Here is a 17023-nt window from a genome sequence, read left to right as displayed (position 1 = left end):
TTTATGAATAAAGTGTATGTTTTTATATTGCTTCTGGTAGGTACCGTTTATACAGCTAATGCTTCAGTGAAGGAAGAGGCGGATAAAGCTTATCAGGAAAATGATTTTAAGACTGCTATTGAAAAGTATGAGTCTATTCTGAGTGCCGGACAAGAATCGGCAGATGTATATTATAATCTGGGTAACAGTTATTACAAGGATAAGAGCATAGCAAAGGCTGTTCTTAATTATGAGCGTGCATTGCTCCTTTCGCCTGGTGATGATGATATCAGGTATAATCTTGAGATGGCAAAGAGCAAGACAATAGATAAAGTCACTCCTAAAAGTGAGGTCTTCATTGTTACATGGGTAAATACTTTGAGAGATATCATGAGCGAGTCGTCTTGGAGTGTGTTTGCTATAGCTTGTTTTATACTGTTCTTGTTGGGAATTTCGACTTACATCTTCGGTAATAAGGTGGTTCTGAAGAAAATAGGTTTCTCTATGGCAGTCGTATTCCTGGTTTTTACTATTATAGGTAATTTGTTTGCCGACGCTCAAAAGGATAAACTTGTCAACCGTACAGGAGCAATAGTTATGCAACCTACAGTTACAGTAAAAAGTACTCCTAACGAAAGCGGTACTGATCTGTTTGTCCTTCATGAAGGTACAAAAGTGTATATTAACGACAATACAATGAAGGGATGGAAAGAAGTCAGCCTTGAAGACGGAAATAGAGGATGGGTTCCCACTGAGAGTATTGAAGTGATTTAAAATCAAGTAATAATTATTGATATGGACATACAGCAATTAATAGAATTGGACAAACTGATATTGATGAAACTCAATGGTAGCGATTCAATATTCTGGGATGGCTTTATGTATATAGTAACTAATACCAAGACATGGATTCCTGCAGCTATTGCATTGCTGTATGTTATTTTCAAGAATAATAAGTTTCAACAGGGAATGTTGATATTATTAATGATAGGCTTGGTTATTACACTTGCTGACCAGACTTCTTCAGGAATTTGCAAACCACTTTTCGAACGTTTTCGTCCTACCAAAGACCCTGAATTCATGTATATGGTAGATACTGTGAACAATTACAGGGCAGGAGGCTTGTACGGCTTTATATCAAGTCATGCTGCAAATACATTTGCTGTGGCTATGTTTATATCGTTGCTTGTAAAGAATGGAAAACTTGCTTTTATGATGTTCCTGTGGGCTTTGATTCCTACATATTCTCGCGTTTATCTCGGTGTACATTATCCGGGTGATGTGTTTTTCGGTATGTTGGACGGTCTCTTGTCGGGAGTAATAATTTATTTCCTATATTATTTCATTTCCAACAGATTTCTTCCGAAACCAAGATTAATTTCCACACAATATACCGCAAGCGGATATGATGTGAAAAGTATAGATGTCGTTGTATTGGTTCTGTTACTTACGTATATGTTTGCTGTAATCTATGGAATGATTGTTGCCAAATCTCTATATTTTTAGAAATGGTAGTCACTATGAGATAAAATTTGCACATTTATATAAAAAGTGTACATTTTTCTTGTCTGTCATACAAATATTATTTATATTTATCATCGAGATAAAAAACATATTGTCTAATTCTAAAAATACAGATTACTATGATAAGAACTATTACTTTTAATGAACTAAGAAACATTAAAGACTCGTTACCGGAAGGAAGTATGCATCGCATTGCCGATGAATTAAATATATCAGTAGAAACAGTCAGAAACTTTTTTGGAGGACAGAACTTTAAAGACGGTAAATGCGTAGGTATTCACCTTGAACCAGGACCGGATGGAGGTTTGGTAATGCTTGATGATACTACGGTTTTGGAAAAGGCACTTGATATTCTCAAGGAAGAAACTGGTATGTAATTTGAAATAGCTATAATAGTTGTTGGATTATTTTATTCGAAATGACTATTATAGCTATTTTTGTTTTATTTCTAACTTAAATCTATGTAATTATGGAAGAGGAAAGACTTGTCACACTTGCTATCTTGACTTATTCAAAAGCTCAGATACTTAAAAATGTATTGGAAAATGAAGGTATTGAGGCGTATATCCATAATGTAAATCTGATTCAGCCTGTAATATCATCCGGAGTAAGAATACGAATTAAGGAAAGCGATTTACCACATGCTTTAAGCATAATAGAAAGTTCTGCATGGCTGGCTGAGGATGTGGTGAAAGAACATGTAAAGGAAACAGAAAATGAACGTAAGAAACCTGCTATACTCATACCTGTGGATTTTTCAGCCAACTCATTAAAGGCATGTAAGTTTGGTTTGAATTTTGCGGCACAGATTAAGGTGGAAGTTGTGCTTATGCATGTATATTTCAGTCCGGTATATATGCCGAGCCTGCAATATGCCACAGAGGGATATGGTATGCCGTATGAGGCTGAATTGGGTATAAAGAGTATGTTGGATAATGTTCATGAACGTCTGAATGAATTGACGGCTACAATAGATAAGCTTATTGCTGACGGTGAGATACCGGCTGTGAAATACACATGTCTGTTACGTGAAGGTATTCCTGAAGAGGAAATTCTGGCATACGCGCGCGAAGAATCACCTTTGATGATTGTTATGGGAACACGTGGTGAGAACATGACAGAATATGGTCTTATGGGAAGTGTTACTGCCGAAGTTATTGAGCGTAGCCCTGTGTTTGTATATTCCATTCCGGAGGAAGCCAAACTGATTAATTTCAAGGAAATCAATAAAGTGGCGTTTATTACAAACTTCGATCAGCGTGACTTGATTGCATTCGATTCTTTGATTACCACTTTCAAGGATTATAATTTTGAGATTTATTTCATACATCTCAATTCCAATGAAGAAAGACGTACATGGAATGAGATTAAGCTTTCTGGAATAAAGGAGTATTTCCACAAGCAATATCCTGATTTGAAGATTAATTACAGTCTGGTTACTGAGGACAGTTTCTTCAATAATCTGGATGATTATGTACGGGAAGAGAATATTGATGTGCTATGCGTATCCAACTATAAGAGAAACGTCTTTGCACGTTTGTTCAACCCAAGTATTGCAAAGAAAATGATATTCCACTCACGTACACCGATTCTGATCATCAAATAAATATTTGTAGTATAGAAAAAAGCGGTAGTTCCATTCTGTGGTGTGAAACTACCGCTTATATTATGAAATCATTTTCATAAGCATTTCGCGTTGGATTGAATATGAATTACTGTTTTGTTGCAGATACTTCAGCAGGAATAATCCGTTCTGTTTCAGCCTTGATTTCAGCAACAGCTGGTCATTGGCTGTTTCTTCCGAGAACAGTAAAAGGCTGACTGCTATCAGTTCAATTTTATCCATTCCGTTTTCTGATGTTGAATATTGTGATATAATTTCATCAGTGCTTATGTCCATGAGCTCTTTCGGACTTACTCCTAGCATCTCATGCGTATTGTATTCATATTTCTCCAACTCTTTGTTGTCAAGTCTTTTCTTTTTTATGATGGCAGTGACAATCATAGAGATTATCTCCTGTATCATTCTTATTATATAATCCTGTTTTATCATTGTAATGTATAAATGTAGAAACAGTCTTTTTTTACTTCAATTTTATCTTTAAAATCTTACCGTTATTTGCCGGTAGGTCAATTCCAACGGGTTTTGTTGAAGTAAAGTTTATTTTCTCTTCTTTACCGCTGACCAGATCTTTCACCTTAATGTTTTCCATCTCAGGCATTGAAAGATAATCAAATGCATGCTTAGGGATGTTTATGGCTGCTCTCATGTTCATATCGCCAAAGTTTACCGCAATGAGCAGGGCTTCATCCTCACATTGTCTCAAGAAGGCATACTGTTTGTGCTCGTCCATTTGCCATCCGTTAATGTTTGCATACATAAGGTCGAAAAATTGTCCGCGGGATATACATTTCTCCTCATTACATATATTCAGCAATGTCCTGTAGAAGTTTCTGATGGCTTTTTCTTTTGTGTTCAGCAGATGGGTGTTATATCTTCCATGGTTTGTCCAGCGTCTAATGCTGTCTATGCTCCAATAGTCGAAAATAGTAGTTCTGCCGTCTCTTCCGCTGAATCCCTCACAGTCCATTCCGCTTTCGCCAAGTTCCTGACCGAAGTATATCATTACCGGGTTAGTATTCATGCATGCAGAGATAATCATTGCAGGGAAGGCTTTGTGAGGATTTCCCGCAAAGAAATCGGATGCGATTCGTTGCTCGTCATGATTTTCAAGGAAGTTGAGCATGTGACTCTGAATGTCGTTCACGCTTTGCCAACATCCTGTTATGCTGGTAGCTGATGCATTATTGCAGATAACGGCTCTAAGAGTATCGTACAGACCAACCTTGTCGTATAAATAGTCGAAATGTCCGTTATGGATATAATTTCTGTATTCCTGAGGATTATAAACCTCGGCGATGAATATTATGTCAGGATATTTTTCTTTTACTTGAGGTATAGCCCATCCCCAGAATTCGCATGGAACCATTTCTGCCATATCGCATCTGAAACCATCGATGTTTTTGTCAGCCCAGAACAGAAGAATGTCTTTCATTTTTGTCCATGTATCGGGAATAGGGGAGAAATGACATCCGGTATTGTTGAAATAGTCAACACCATAGTTCAGTTTCACTGTTTCATACCAGTCGTTTCTGTTTGGCCATGCGTCGAATTTGTTGTTTCCTGTTGCTTTTGCAGGAAATTCTGTGTATTTGCCGCCTTCTGTGTCGTAAAGGTCGATATTTCCCTTCAGCTCTTCTCCTGGTATGTAGTAGAAATTATTGTTTGGGCAGAATGATACGGTTGTGTCATCCTCCTCTCCCAGGTCTTTTACTCCGTCCGGTTTGGCCAAAGACTTATATTGGCGTGCCACGTGATTAGGAACAAAATCGATTATCATCTTCATTCCGGCATTATGGGTACGGTTTACAAGAGCTTCGAACTCTTCCATTCTTTTATCAACATTTACAGCCAGGTCCGGATCGATGTCGTAATAGTCTTTAATTGCATAAGGCGAACCGGCTTTTCCTTTAACTACTGCCGGATGATCTTTGTTGATTCCGTACTTGGTATAGTCTGTTTGGGTGGCATGAGCTATAATTCCTGTGTACCAGATGTGAGTAACTCCAAGTTCTTTTATTTCAGAAAGTGCCTGTTCGGTGAAGTAATCCAACTTTCCACATCCGTTTTCATCTATGCTTCCGTTGGTCTTCCTCGTGAGGTTCTGATTGCCGAATAAACGTGTAAAGACTTGATAAATGATGATTTTTTCTTCAGGATTCATAGAGTCGCAATTTTAAAGTTTAAAAAAAAAGAAGACACGTACCTTCCGAAAGGATTGATACGTGTCCTGTCTGTATGTTTTGATTATTCAATGCCGTGAGCGTTAGCTTCCTTGTTTATTTTCTTTATTAGTCCTTGAAGTACGGCTCCAGGTCCGCATTCGATAAATTCGTCTGCTCCGTCAGCAATCATATTCTGGACAGTCTGTGTCCATCTTACTGAAGCGGTCAACTGCGCTACAAGGTTAGCTTTAATCTGTGCAGGGTCTGTATATGGCTTTGCGTCAACGTTCTGGTAAACAGGACATTTTGGAGTATGGAATTCTGTAGCATTTATAGCCGATTCCAATTCCACTTTTGCCGGATCCATAAGAGGTGAGTGGAATGCTCCACCAACTTTCAGAGGAAGCGCACGTTTTGCGCCTGCTTCTTTCATAAGTTCGCATGCTTTGTTTATGCCTTCAATTGAACCTGAGATAACAATCTGTCCTGGACAGTTGTAGTTGGCTGCTACACACACTTCACCTTCGCTTGCTACTTTAGCACAGATTTCTTCTACCTTTTCGTCAGGCAAAGCGATGATAGCTGCCATTGTTGAAGGTTTTGCCTCGCAAGCTTTCTGCATAGCCATAGCACGCGCATATACAAGTTTCAATCCGTCTTCGAATGATAGCGCACCGGCTGCAACAAGAGCAGAGAATTCTCCGAGTGAGTGTCCGGCTGTCATTTCAGGCTTGAATGCCTCACCCATGCAAAGGGCAGAAATCACAGAGTGCAGGAACACTGCAGGCTGTGTAACTTTTGTCTGGCGAAGGTCTTCGTCTGTACCTTCGAACATAATATCAGTGATTCTGTAACCTAAAATATCGTTAGCTTTTTCAAAAAGTTCTTTGGCCAAAGCCGAATTTTCGTACAGGTCTTTACCCATTCCTACAAACTGGGCACCCTGTCCAGGAAATACAAATGCTTTCATGATTTTTCTATTTAAAAATTATTGATAGTGCTGCAAAGTTAATGATTGTTTTCATATAACTACTCGTTTTCAGCGAAAATGTGCATAGGAACGGGCGTATGGAAGTGATTTAAAGGCCCGTGTCCGTTACCTATATGTATATCTTTACCGGTCAATATGCCTTTATACACATATTCCTTGGCTCTGTTTACAGCTTCCTGAAGTGTATATCCCAATGCGAGGTTGGTGGCTATGGCCGATGATAATGTACATCCTGTACCGTGTGTGTTATGGCTGTCTATTTTCCGTGCTGTGAACGTATAAGGATTGCTGTCGCCATTTATGCACAATACGTCACACATATCGTCACCATCCAGATGCCCACCTTTTACCAGTACAGAATGGCATCCATAATTCAATATTTTTCTGCCTGCCTCAATCATCGAACCTGCATGGCTGATATTATCGCCTGTGAGTACTATTGCCTCTTTCAGATTTGGAGTGATTATGGTTGATAGAGGTATAAGTTCATTTTTGATAGCCTCGATAGCTTTGTCTTCGATAAGTTTGCATCCGCTTGTGGAGACCATTACGGGGTCGAATACCACAAACTTTGGCCGATATGTTTTTATGGAAGAAGCTATGGCTCTGACTATTTCAACATCGTTTATCATTCCTATTTTTACAGCTTCTGGCTTTATGTCGGTCATAACAGCCTCAATCTGAGATTTTACATATTCTGCCGGAATAGGATGTATTGCTGATACTCCACACGTGTTCTGAACAGTTACTGCTGTTATAGCGCTGGCGGCGTAACATCCTAATGCTGATATGGTTTTAATGTCGGCCTGTATTCCAGCTCCACCGCTACAGTCTGAGCCGGCAATAGTGAGTACGGTATGATATTTTTTCATCTTTTACATTATAATATATTTAAGGCAAAGTTAGGAATTATTTCATTCAAACAAATAATGCAGTTGGCATAATAGATATTTATTGCATAAAAAAACAGTAATGATTTCGTGTATAGATGTTGTTTTTTAATAAAAAACAGCTAATTTTGCGGTTATTATAAAGCGATTGTTATGGAGATGAGTGTAAATAATCATGTAGTCATTATGGCGGGTGGTGTTGGGAGCCGCTTTTGGCCAATGAGCAGCAAGGAGTTGCCTAAACAGTTTATTGACGTATTGGGATGCGGTCGTACATTGATACAGCTCACTATAGACAGATTTAAAGGTATTTGTCCTCCTGAGAATGTTTGGGTTGTAACATCGGCCAGTTATGAGTCAATAGTAAAAGAACAGTTGCCCGAAATTCCGTCCTCTCAAATACTTTTAGAGCCTTGTCGTCGTAATACAGCCCCCTGTATTGCATACGTAAGCTGGAAAATAAAATCAAGAAATCCAAAAGCTAATATTGTTGTCACACCGAGCGACCATGTTGTAATGGACGTAAACGAATTCAGAAGAGTGATAGTTTCCGCAATGAAATTCACTTCTTCATCCGATGCTATTGTAACTCTCGGGATGAAGGCTACGCGTCCTGAAACAGGATATGGTTATATTGAAGGTGATTTGTCTATGGCTTGTCCTTCCAATAAGGAAATTTACAGGGTTGACGCTTTCAAGGAGAAACCTGATCTGGAGACAGCCCAAAGATATTTACAGAAGAAAAATTATTTCTGGAATGCCGGAATTTTTGTATGGAATGTCAGTACGATAGTAAATGCCTTGCGGGTTTACCAGCCTGCACTCGGAAAAATTTTCGAGAAAATGCTTCCTTATTATTTTACCGATAAGGAACAGGAAATGATTAATGAGCTTTTCCCTATGTGTGAAAACATATCTATCGATTATGCTGTGATGGAAAAGGCAGACGAAATATATGTCTTCCCGGCATCTTTCGGATGGAGTGACCTTGGAACTTGGGGCTCTCTGCATGAAAATTCTACAAAAGATGCATACGGTAATGTTTGTATAGGAGAGAACATTAAGCTTTATGAATCAAGAAATTGTGTCGTTCATACCACTCAGGAGAAGAAGGTTGTCGTACAAGGTCTTGATGGATATATAATAGCCGAGAAGAATGATACTCTCTTGGTGTGCAGACTTAGTGAAGAACAGAGAATAAAGGAATTCTCTGAAGATTAATGGTTCGAACGATATATATTAGCTGTAAAATCAGCAACTTATATAAAAAAAGACCAGACCTTATAATTTCAAAAGGTCCGGTCTTTTCTTTTGTAGTGGTTATGAGTGATTTGTTATTGTGTTGGTGCTTTACTTAATAACGGCCAAAGCTGCTTCGTAGTTTGGTTCCTGAGTAATTTCCGGTACCAGTTCTGTATAGATAACCTCACCTGCAGGGTTGATTACTACAACCGAACGTGCAAGCAAACCGCTAAGAGGACCATCTGCAATAAGCACACCGTAATTTGTGTCGAAATCAGAAGGATTTCTGAAGTCTGACAATGGAATTACGTTTGCTATTCCTTCTGTTGAGCAGAAACGTCCCTGTGCGAAAGGCAAATCTTTTGATATCGCCAGTACTACGGTGTTGTCCATGTTGGCTGCCATTTGGTTGAATTTTCTTACAGAAGTGGCGCAGACACCAGTGTCAAGGCTTGGGAATATATTCAATACTACGAATTTACCTCTTGTCTCAGACAATTTGAATTGGCTCAAATCTCCTTTTACCATAGTGAAATCCGGTGCTGTGATACCTGTTTTTATAAATTCACCCGCTAAATTGACGGTTGAACCTTGAAAAGCTGTTTTTGACATAATCTTGTTTTTTTATTTTGTTCAATAATAGTAACGCAAGTGCGATGCGAATTGTTCATTGTTGATGAAAAAAAATCTTCCCATCTAAAATCATACCACTAAATCTATTTTTTTATAACTTTGCCTGCGTAATTAATGATAAACAATTATGGAACGTAAATTAAAGGATTACGCAACACTGGTTTTAAAAGGAATGGGAATGGGGGCGGCCGATGTGGTGCCAGGAGTATCAGGTGGCACTATAGCATTTATTGTCGGTATTTACGATGAGCTGATAAACTCCATCAAGAGTATCAATATGAAAAACCTGAAACTGCTTTTTACGGGTAAGGTTTCAGAATTCTGGAAAGGTATAAACGGGAATTTCCTTATTTCTATTATATTAGGTATTGGAATAAGTATTTTTTCGTTGGCTAAGGTCATAACATGGTTGCTAACGGATCATCCTATATTGGTTTGGTCATTTTTCTTTGGTTTGGTACTTGCCTCAACCTGGTTTGTCTCTAAGGATATTAAGGAATGGAACTGGAAAACAATACTATCGTTTGTGATAGGTGCCGTTATAGCATATTATATTACTGTCGCTACTCCGGCAGAGACTCCTACAAACTATCTTTTCATTTTCCTGTGTGGCGCTATTGCAATATGTGCGATGATTTTGCCCGGAATATCCGGAAGCTTTATCTTGGTCCTTCTGGGCAAATATTTCTATATAATGGAAGCTGTAAAAACATTTGATATACTGATATTGGTGATTTTTGCTGTTGGAGCGCTAATTGGTATAACTTCTTTTTCAAGGGTGTTGTCGTATGCGTTGAAAAACTTCAGAAACATAACTCTTTCAGTCCTTACAGGCTTCATGTTAGGTTCGCTCAATAAGGTTTGGCCTTGGAAAAGGGTAGTGGAAACCTACACAGACAGTCACGGAGTGATTAAACCATTGATTGAAGAGAACATCCTTCCAAATCAATATGTGGTTGAGGCTGTAGTGCTTATGATTGCAGGATTTTTCCTGGTTTATTTTCTTGAGAAATTGTCGTCTAAGAAGCAGACAAAGGAATAATTTCATGAATATTGACGTTTAAAAATACGGCCGCATTTTGTTTAAAACGCGGCCGTGTTTTAATTTAAATGCGGCCGTGTTTTTTTCCGGATGTTGCCCTGAAAAAAAATCGCATGACCGAATGTTAAATATTAATGTTTATTTAATATATCGAATGCGATTTGATTGTTGTATTAATAATTAATTTCTCTGTTTTGTTAACAAAACGCCCCGGATATACTCGTCCGATATGTTATTGTTGTTAGTTTTGTGGTAAAAATCATGTCTTTGTGTACGCAAAAAACGTGTAACTAATAATAATGTAGCATCTCTTTCGTTTAGAAAAAAACTATTTGATTTTGTTGGTTATTGGTTAATGGATTTTTGTTTCATCGATGAAAAATATTATGTTTTATTCAGCTTTCAGACAGAAGTCTTCGCAAAAAATGTTCATATTTTTTGATTTTATGTATGTTTTCTGTATCTTTGCATCAAATTAAGTTAAACTTATAAGATGATGAAACAGCTTTTAACTCCTGATTATATTTTTGAGTCTAGTTGGGAAGTGTGTAATAAAGTTGGAGGCATTTACACCGTCTTATCCACAAGGGCTAAAACTTTGCAGGAAGCATTTGAGGATAAGATTTTTTTCATAGGACCGGATGTATGGTTAGGAAAAGAAAATCCTTTGTTTGTTGAGGATGAAAAACTGCTCAAGGACTGGCGAGAACATGCTTTGAGCTCGGAGAATTTAAGTTTGAGAATTGGAAGGTGGAATATCCCGGGAAATCCAATTGCGATTCTGGTGGACTTTACTCCTTTCTTTGGACAAAAAAATGAGATCTACACCCAGGCATGGTTTGATTATCAGGTTGACTCTCTGCATGCTTATGGCGATTATGACGAGGCTTCAATGTTTTCGTATGCCGCAGGTAAGGTGGTCGAAAGTTATTACAGATTCTTCCTTGATGATAGCAAGAAAGTGGTATATCAGGCCCATGAATGGATGACAGGTTTGGGAGCATTGTACGTTCAGAAGCATGTTCCGGAAATAGCCACGATATTTACTACTCATGCCACTTCTATAGGTCGTTCCATTGCAGGAAACAATAAGCCGCTATACGATTATTTGTTTGCATATAATGGTGATCAGATGGCCCGTGAATTGAACATGGAGTCAAAACATTCTATAGAAAAACAGACTGCTCATCATGTTGATTGCTTCACTACAGTAAGTGAAATAACCAATAATGAATGTAAGGAATTGCTTGACAAGGCAGCTGATGTGGTATTGATGAATGGCTTTGAAGATGATTTTGTTCCTAAAGGACGTACATTTGCCGCAAAACGCAAAAAAGCCAGACAGGTAATGCTGAACCTCGCAAACAAGTTGCTTGGTACTTCACTGGACGATGATACTCTTATTATAGGTACCAGCGGAAGATATGAATTTAAGAATAAAGGAATCAATGTTTACCTTGAAACTCTAAACCGTCTTACAAGAGATAGAAACCTCAAAAAGCAGGTTTTGGCTTTCATCAATGTACCAGGATGGGTAGGAGAGGCCAGACAAGACTTGAAAGACAGACTTAACAGCAAGGAAAATTTCGATACTCCGCTTGAAGTTCCTTTCGTTACACATTGGTTACATAATATGAGTCATGATCAGGTTCTTGATATGCTCAAATATCTTAATATGTCCAATTCGGCCGATTCGAATGTAAAGGTGATTTTTGTGCCTTGCTATCTCGACGGAAAGGACGGTATTGTCAATATGACATATTATGATCTGGTGCTTGGTAATGACCTTAGCGTATATCCGTCATATTATGAGCCATGGGGATACACTCCGCTTGAGAGTATCGCATTCAAGGTTCCTACCATTACATCCGATTTGGCCGGTTTCGGACTTTGGGTTAATTCTGTTGTAGGACATAACGGAGAACTTGCCGATGGAGTGAAAGTTATACACCGTACAGATTATAACTATTCTGAGGTGGCTGATGCCATAAAAGATACAATAAGCGAATTTTCGTCTTTGGATCAGAAACAAATTGAGAAAATACGCAAAAATGCTGCCGCTATTGCTGAGAAGGCTCTATGGAAGCATTTCATTAAATATTATTACGAGGCATACGACATTGCTTTGCGCAAGGCGTCTGCCAGAATCGAGAAAAGTAAAGTGAATTAATAATTTAAAGTATTTGAGAGATATGAAAATTAAAACAAATTATGCTAATGCTCCTGTATGGAAAGAGGTTACTGTTAAATCTCGTATTCCTGATTCTTTGAAAATGTTACAGGAAATGGCTCGTAACATTTGGTGGTCATGGAATTATGAAGCAACAGATATGTTTAAGTCTCTTGATCCTGAATTATGGAGTGCAGTTGGACAAAACCCGGTTGCTTTCTTGGAACGTTTAAGTTATGAAAAACTTGAATCGCTTTCAAACGATAAAAAGGTTCTTGATAAAATAAATAAAGTATATAAGAAGTTTACTGATTACATGAGCGTAGCTCCTAACAAGGAACGCCCTTCTGTAGCATATTTCTGTATGGAATATGGTATGACACACGTATTGAAGATATATTCAGGTGGTCTTGGTATCCTTGCCGGTGACTATCTGAAAGAAGCTTCCGACAGTAATGTTGACATGTGTGCTGTAGGTTTCCTTTATCGTTACGGATACTTCACTCAGAGCTTGTCAATGGACGGACAGCAGGTAGCTAACTATGAAGCTCAGAACTTCGGTAGTCTTCCTATAGACCGTGTTATCGGTGAGGATGGCAAACCATTGGTTGTGGATGTTCCTTATCTTGACTACTATGTTCATGCATACGTATGGAGAGTAAACGTAGGTCGTGTGCCATTGTATCTGCTTGATACAGACAATGAAATGAACAGTGAGTTCGACCGTCCTATCACTCACCAGCTTTATGGTGGCGACTGGGAAAACCGCTTGAAACAGGAAATCCTTCTTGGTATCGGTGGTGTATTGCTGCTCGAAAAACTTGGCATTAAGAAAGATATTTACCATTGCAACGAAGGACATGCCGCATTGTGTAACGTACAGCGTCTTTGCGAATACGTAGAAAGCGGAATGTCATTCAGCGAGGCTTTGGAAGTAGTTCGTGCTTCTTCTTTATATACTGTTCACACTCCGGTTCCTGCAGGTCATGACTATTTTGACGAAGGTTTGTTCGGCAAGTATATGGGTGGATATCCACAGCGTATGGGTATTTCATGGCAGGATTTGATGGATCTTGGACGTATCAATCCGGGTGACAACAACGAACGTTTCTGTATGTCAACATTCGCTTGCAACACTTGCCAGGAAGTAAACGGTGTGAGCTGGTTGCACGGAAAAGTATCTCAGAGTATGTTCTCTGGAATTTGGAAAGGTTACTTCCCTGAAGAAAACCACGTGGGATATGTTACAAACGGTGTACACTTCCCTACATGGTGTGCTTCTGAATGGCAGAAACTTTACAGCAAGTATTTCGATGCCAACTTTATGCACGACCAGTCTAATCCTAAGATTTGGGAAGCAATCTATAATGTACCTGATGAAGAAATCTGGAACACTCGTGTAGCTTTGAAGAACAAACTTACAGACTATATACGTAATCAGTTCCGCGATACATGGTTGAAGAATCAGGGCGACCCTTCACGCGTGGTTTCATTGATGGATAAGATCAATCCTAACGCACTGTTGATCGGTTTCGCTCGTCGTTTCGCTACTTACAAACGTGCTCATCTGTTGTTCACTGACCTTGACCGTTTGGCTAAGATTGTAAACAACCCTAACTATCCTGTACAGTTCCTGTTCGCAGGTAAAGCTCACCCACACGATGGAGCTGGTCAGGGATTGATCAAGAAGATTGTAGAAATCTCTAAGCGTCCAGAATTCCTGGGTAAGATTATCTTCCTAGAAAACTACGATATGAAGCTTGCACGTCGTCTTGTTTCAGGTGTTGATATCTGGATGAACACTCCGACACGTCCTCTTGAAGCATCTGGTACATCAGGTGAAAAGGCTTTGATGAACGGTGTTGTAAACTTCTCTGTGCTTGATGGATGGTGGCTTGAAGGTTACCGTGAAGGTGCAGGATGGGCATTGACTGAAAAACGTACTTACCAGAATCAGGAACATCAGGATCAGCTTGATGCTGCTACTATCTACAGTATTCTTGAAACTGAAATCCTTCCATTGTATTACGCTCGTAATAAGAAAGGCTACTCTGAAGGTTGGGTTAGAACTATCAAGAACTCTATCGCACAGGTTGCTCCTCACTATACAATGAAGCGTCAGCTTGACGATTACTATTCTAAGTTCTATACTAAAGAAGCTAACCGTTATAAGATGCTTGCTGCAAACGACTATGCTAAGGCTAAGGAAATCGCAGCATGGAAAGAAGAAGTTGTTTCTAAGTGGGATTCAATTCAGGTTGTTTCATTCAGCAAGGATGAAGAACTTCGCGAAGGCAACGTAGAAAGCGGTAAGGACTATACAATCACTTGCGTAGTTGACGAAAAGGGATTGAAAGATGCTGTTGGTATCGAACTTGTAGTTACTTACAAGAATGCTGAAGGCAAAGAACACATCTACTCTGTAACTCCTATGGAAGTTGTCAAGGTAGAAGGTGACCTATACACATTCCAGCTTACTCACAGCTTGTCAAATGCAGGCAGCTTCAAGGTTTCATACCGTATGTATCCTAAGAACCCTGAATTGGCACACCGTCAGGACTTCTGCTACGTACGTTGGTTTTTAATGAATAATTAATACATTCTATTAATTAATATCGCCAATCATGTCGGTCTGGAGATCTTTTATAAGATTTTCAGACCGATTTTTTTTATATTTTCTGTTTTACTCTTAATTTTGTGGATATACGAACATAATTTTTTTGAGAAATGAAAATACTTGTAGTAGAAGACGATAAAGATTTGATGGAAATCATCACCAAGTCGCTCGAGAAGGAGAGATATGTAGTTTCGCAGGCTCCGGATTATCATATGGCGCTGATGAAAGCCGGCGATTATGATTACGACTGTATTCTGCTTGATATAATGCTGCCGGACGGTAATGGTCTGGACTTGTTGGCCGAACTCCAGGATATGGGAAAGAAGGCAAATGTTATAATCCTTTCTGCCAAGGACTCTATAGAGGATAAAGTTAAGGGACTTGACCTCGGAGCGGATGATTATCTGCCGAAGCCTTTCCATCTGGCCGAACTTCATGCACGAATCAAAAGTCTGCTGAGAAGAAACCAGAGGGAAGGAGAGAAGAAAATCGTTTTCGGAAATATCGAAATCCTGCCTGAGAAGTTTGAAGTGAGTGTGGATGGGAAACTGATTGACTTAAACCGTAAGGAATACGATATACTGATGTATTTCATGCTTCGTCCTAACAGATTGGTGAACAAAAGTACATTGGCCGAATCCGTTTGGGGAGATCATATAGACCAGGTGGATAATTTCGACTTTATTTATGCTCAGATAAAAAATCTTAGGAAAAGGCTGAAGGATGCCGGTTCCACTCCCGAGCTGAAAGCTGTTTATGGTATAGGATATAAATTCGTATTGGAATGAAACTGTTTCACAATGTGATGCTGCATATTTCGGTAGCATCGGCGGTTATAATGGCAGCGTGGGCTGTATTCTTCTATTGGGCTATAGTGGACGAAGTGAATGATGAGGTGGACGATTCGCTGGACGATTATACGGAGAACCTTATCATAAGGGTACTTAATGGCGAGGAAATGCCTTCTCTGAATAATGGATCAAACAATCAGTATTATATGTACGACATCAGCGAGGAGTATGCAAATACTTATCCATGGATTACGTACAGAGATGAAATGGTGTATATTGACGAAAAGCTGGAGTATGAGCCGGCAAGGATATTGGTAACTATATTCAAGACTGACGATGGGTATAAGGAACTGGTGGTATATACGCCTACGATAGACAAGCTTGATCTTCAGAAGGCTATTCTGGGGTGGATAATTGCACTTTATGTAGGTATATTTCTGACACTTCTGCTTCTGAATGTATGGATATTCAGGCGAAATATGAAGTCTCTGTACGTACTATTGTCATGGTTCAACAAATATAAGATAGGTAATGACTGTGCTCCGCTGAGGAATAAGTCCAATATTACCGAATTCAAGAAGCTGTATCATGCGGTGACAATGTCTGTAGAGAGAAACGAGAAACTCTATGAACAGCAGAAGTTCTTTATTGGGAATGCATCGCACGAGATGCAGACACCATTGGCGATATGCCTGAACAGACTGGAAATGCTTATGGAGGATGATAATCTGACTGAAAAGCAGATGGAAGAGATTGCGAAGACCCATCAGACTCTGGAAAATATTACGCGTATGAACAAATCATTGTTGCTGCTGTGCAAGATAGAGAACGGACAGTATGCTGATGTAAAGGAAATATGTGTCAATTCCATAGTGGAGCAGTATATTGAAACTTTCAGTGAGGTTTACGGGTATAAGAACATAAATGTCAGCTATTCTTCCGAATCAACATTCATGGTAGAGATGAACGAATCTTTGTCTGTAATGATGGTAACTAATCTTCTGAAAAATGCGTTTGTGCATAATGCAGATGGGGGAGATATTGTGGTGAAAGTATCAGGAAGAGGATTTAGTGTAGCCAGCAGCGGTGATGTGCCATTGGATTCATCGCAGATATTTACACGTTTCTATCAGGGAAGCAAGAAGGAAGGTTCTACCGGGCTTGGCCTGGCATTGGTAAATACTATATGCAAGGCTGCCGGACTAAAGATATCGTACGATTTCAATGGGAAAATGCACATTTTCAGCATTTCAAAATAAAAAAATACGCGAAAAGCCGAAAAAAGATGATTTTTCCAGAATCTTTTCAGTATTGTGTATAATCTTTGCAATATAAAATTAAGCACAGTACTAACAATT

The 17023-nt window shown here is 39.0% G+C and carries 15 protein-coding genes; 10 read left to right on the top strand and 5 right to left on the bottom strand.

All coding sequences use genetic code 11. From position 1 onward, the window contains the following. The first annotated feature begins 3 nt into the window (after positions 1–3). The 4 genes from H6A27_RS04940 to H6A27_RS04925 all read left to right on the top strand — a co-directional run bounded on the left by H6A27_RS04940 (position 4) and on the right by H6A27_RS04925 (position 3109). Positions 4–753 carry a tetratricopeptide repeat protein gene (locus H6A27_RS04940; protein WP_204404878.1) on the top strand — a complete coding sequence of 250 codons (750 nt, stop codon included), beginning with the start codon at positions 4–6 and terminating at the stop codon, positions 751–753. A 21-nt stretch (positions 754–774) separates the two neighbouring features. Next, the gene (locus H6A27_RS04935) at positions 775–1485 is read left to right on the top strand and encodes a phosphatase PAP2 family protein (RefSeq protein ID WP_204404877.1); all 711 of its coding nucleotides are present in this window, start codon (positions 775–777) and stop codon (positions 1483–1485) included. Positions 1486–1625: 140 nt separating this feature from the next. Continuing rightward, entirely contained in the window at positions 1626–1880 is a 255-nt protein-coding gene (locus H6A27_RS04930; RefSeq protein WP_204404897.1) for a DNA-binding protein, read from the top strand. Between the two features lie 92 nt (positions 1881–1972). Then, positions 1973–3109 carry a universal stress protein gene (locus H6A27_RS04925; RefSeq protein ID WP_204507917.1) on the top strand — a complete coding sequence of 379 codons (1137 nt, stop codon included), beginning with the start codon at positions 1973–1975 and terminating at the stop codon, positions 3107–3109. A 60-nt stretch (positions 3110–3169) separates the two neighbouring features. On the opposite strand, the gene H6A27_RS04920 is transcribed toward H6A27_RS04925, so the two are convergent. The 4 genes from H6A27_RS04920 to thiD form a co-directional block, all read right to left on the bottom strand. Further along, on the bottom strand, positions 3170–3556 hold the full coding sequence (locus H6A27_RS04920; protein WP_204393974.1) for a hypothetical protein: 387 nt from the start codon (positions 3554–3556) through the stop codon (positions 3170–3172). Positions 3557–3587: 31 nt separating this feature from the next. Further along, positions 3588–5288: an alpha-amylase family protein gene (locus tag H6A27_RS04915; protein WP_204507916.1), complete on the bottom strand. Its 1701-nt coding sequence runs from the start codon at positions 5286–5288 to the stop codon at positions 3588–3590. A gap of 83 nt (positions 5289–5371) precedes the next feature. Further along, on the bottom strand, positions 5372–6259 hold the full coding sequence (gene fabD / locus H6A27_RS04910; RefSeq protein WP_204404874.1) for an ACP S-malonyltransferase: 888 nt from the start codon (positions 6257–6259) through the stop codon (positions 5372–5374). Between the two features lie 59 nt (positions 6260–6318). Beyond that, positions 6319–7152 carry a bifunctional hydroxymethylpyrimidine kinase/phosphomethylpyrimidine kinase gene (gene thiD, locus H6A27_RS04905; RefSeq protein ID WP_204507915.1) on the bottom strand — a complete coding sequence of 278 codons (834 nt, stop codon included), beginning with the start codon at positions 7150–7152 and terminating at the stop codon, positions 6319–6321. A gap of 171 nt (positions 7153–7323) precedes the next feature. Here thiD and H6A27_RS04900 point away from each other — a divergent pair, with 171 nt between their 5' ends. Then, entirely contained in the window at positions 7324–8391 is a 1068-nt protein-coding gene (locus tag H6A27_RS04900) for a mannose-1-phosphate guanylyltransferase (protein WP_420867843.1), read from the top strand. 129 nt (positions 8392–8520) lie between these two features. On the opposite strand, the gene tpx is transcribed toward H6A27_RS04900, so the two are convergent. Beyond that, positions 8521–9024, bottom strand: a complete 504-nt coding sequence (gene tpx / locus H6A27_RS04895; protein ID WP_204507914.1) for a thiol peroxidase — start codon at positions 9022–9024, stop codon at positions 8521–8523. A 148-nt stretch (positions 9025–9172) separates the two neighbouring features. On the opposite strand from tpx, the gene H6A27_RS04890 reads away from it, so the two are divergent. The 5 genes from H6A27_RS04890 to H6A27_RS04870 all read left to right on the top strand — a co-directional run bounded on the left by H6A27_RS04890 (position 9173) and on the right by H6A27_RS04870 (position 16924). After that, positions 9173–10087 (top strand): polyprenyl-phosphate transporter, encoded by a 915-nt coding sequence (locus tag H6A27_RS04890; RefSeq protein WP_204404871.1) that lies wholly within the window; start codon positions 9173–9175, stop codon positions 10085–10087. A gap of 493 nt (positions 10088–10580) precedes the next feature. Then, positions 10581–12257, top strand: a complete 1677-nt coding sequence (locus H6A27_RS04885) for a glycosyltransferase (RefSeq protein WP_204507913.1) — start codon at positions 10581–10583, stop codon at positions 12255–12257. A 22-nt stretch (positions 12258–12279) separates the two neighbouring features. Further along, positions 12280–14853: an alpha-glucan family phosphorylase gene (glgP, locus tag H6A27_RS04880; RefSeq protein ID WP_204507912.1), complete on the top strand. Its 2574-nt coding sequence runs from the start codon at positions 12280–12282 to the stop codon at positions 14851–14853. A 131-nt stretch (positions 14854–14984) separates the two neighbouring features. Then, on the top strand, positions 14985–15662 hold the full coding sequence (locus tag H6A27_RS04875) for a response regulator transcription factor (RefSeq protein WP_204507911.1): 678 nt from the start codon (positions 14985–14987) through the stop codon (positions 15660–15662). Beyond that, positions 15659–16924: a sensor histidine kinase gene (locus tag H6A27_RS04870; protein ID WP_204507910.1), complete on the top strand. Its 1266-nt coding sequence runs from the start codon at positions 15659–15661 to the stop codon at positions 16922–16924. Before H6A27_RS04875 ends, H6A27_RS04870 begins: the two co-directional genes overlap by 4 nt. Positions 16925–17023: the final 99 nt, after the last annotated feature.

This window comes from Bacteroides caecigallinarum, assembly GCF_016902295.1.
GTDB classification, from domain to species: Bacteria; Bacteroidota; Bacteroidia; order Bacteroidales; family Bacteroidaceae; genus Phocaeicola; species Phocaeicola caecigallinarum_A.
This window is presented reverse-complemented; position numbering and strand designations above follow the sequence as displayed.

Bases quoted from the DNA above. Each gene is read 5' to 3' on its own strand.
- H6A27_RS04940 (WP_204404878.1), top strand. From the start codon at position 4: ATGAATAAAGTGTATGTTTTTATATTGCTTCTGGTAGGTACCGTTTAT.
- H6A27_RS04935 (WP_204404877.1), top strand. From the start codon at position 775: ATGGACATACAGCAATTAATAGAATTGGACAAACTGATATTGATGAAA.
- H6A27_RS04925 (WP_204507917.1), top strand. From the start codon at position 1,973: ATGGAAGAGGAAAGACTTGTCACACTTGCTATCTTGACTTATTCAAAA.
- H6A27_RS04920 (WP_204393974.1), bottom strand. From the start codon at position 3,556: ATGATAAAACAGGATTATATAATAAGAATGATACAGGAGATAATCTCT.
- H6A27_RS04915 (WP_204507916.1), bottom strand. From the start codon at position 5,288: ATGAATCCTGAAGAAAAAATCATCATTTATCAAGTCTTTACACGTTTA.
- fabD (WP_204404874.1), bottom strand. From the start codon at position 6,259: ATGAAAGCATTTGTATTTCCTGGACAGGGTGCCCAGTTTGTAGGAATG.
- thiD (WP_204507915.1), bottom strand. From the start codon at position 7,152: ATGAAAAAATATCATACCGTACTCACTATTGCCGGCTCAGACTGTAGC.
- H6A27_RS04900 (WP_420867843.1), top strand. From the start codon at position 7,324: ATGGAGATGAGTGTAAATAATCATGTAGTCATTATGGCGGGTGGTGTT.
- tpx (WP_204507914.1), bottom strand. From the start codon at position 9,024: ATGTCAAAAACAGCTTTTCAAGGTTCAACCGTCAATTTAGCGGGTGAA.
- H6A27_RS04890 (WP_204404871.1), top strand. From the start codon at position 9,173: ATGGAACGTAAATTAAAGGATTACGCAACACTGGTTTTAAAAGGAATG.
- H6A27_RS04885 (WP_204507913.1), top strand. From the start codon at position 10,581: ATGATGAAACAGCTTTTAACTCCTGATTATATTTTTGAGTCTAGTTGG.
- glgP (WP_204507912.1), top strand. From the start codon at position 12,280: ATGAAAATTAAAACAAATTATGCTAATGCTCCTGTATGGAAAGAGGTT.
- H6A27_RS04875 (WP_204507911.1), top strand. From the start codon at position 14,985: ATGAAAATACTTGTAGTAGAAGACGATAAAGATTTGATGGAAATCATC.
- H6A27_RS04870 (WP_204507910.1), top strand. From the start codon at position 15,659: ATGAAACTGTTTCACAATGTGATGCTGCATATTTCGGTAGCATCGGCG.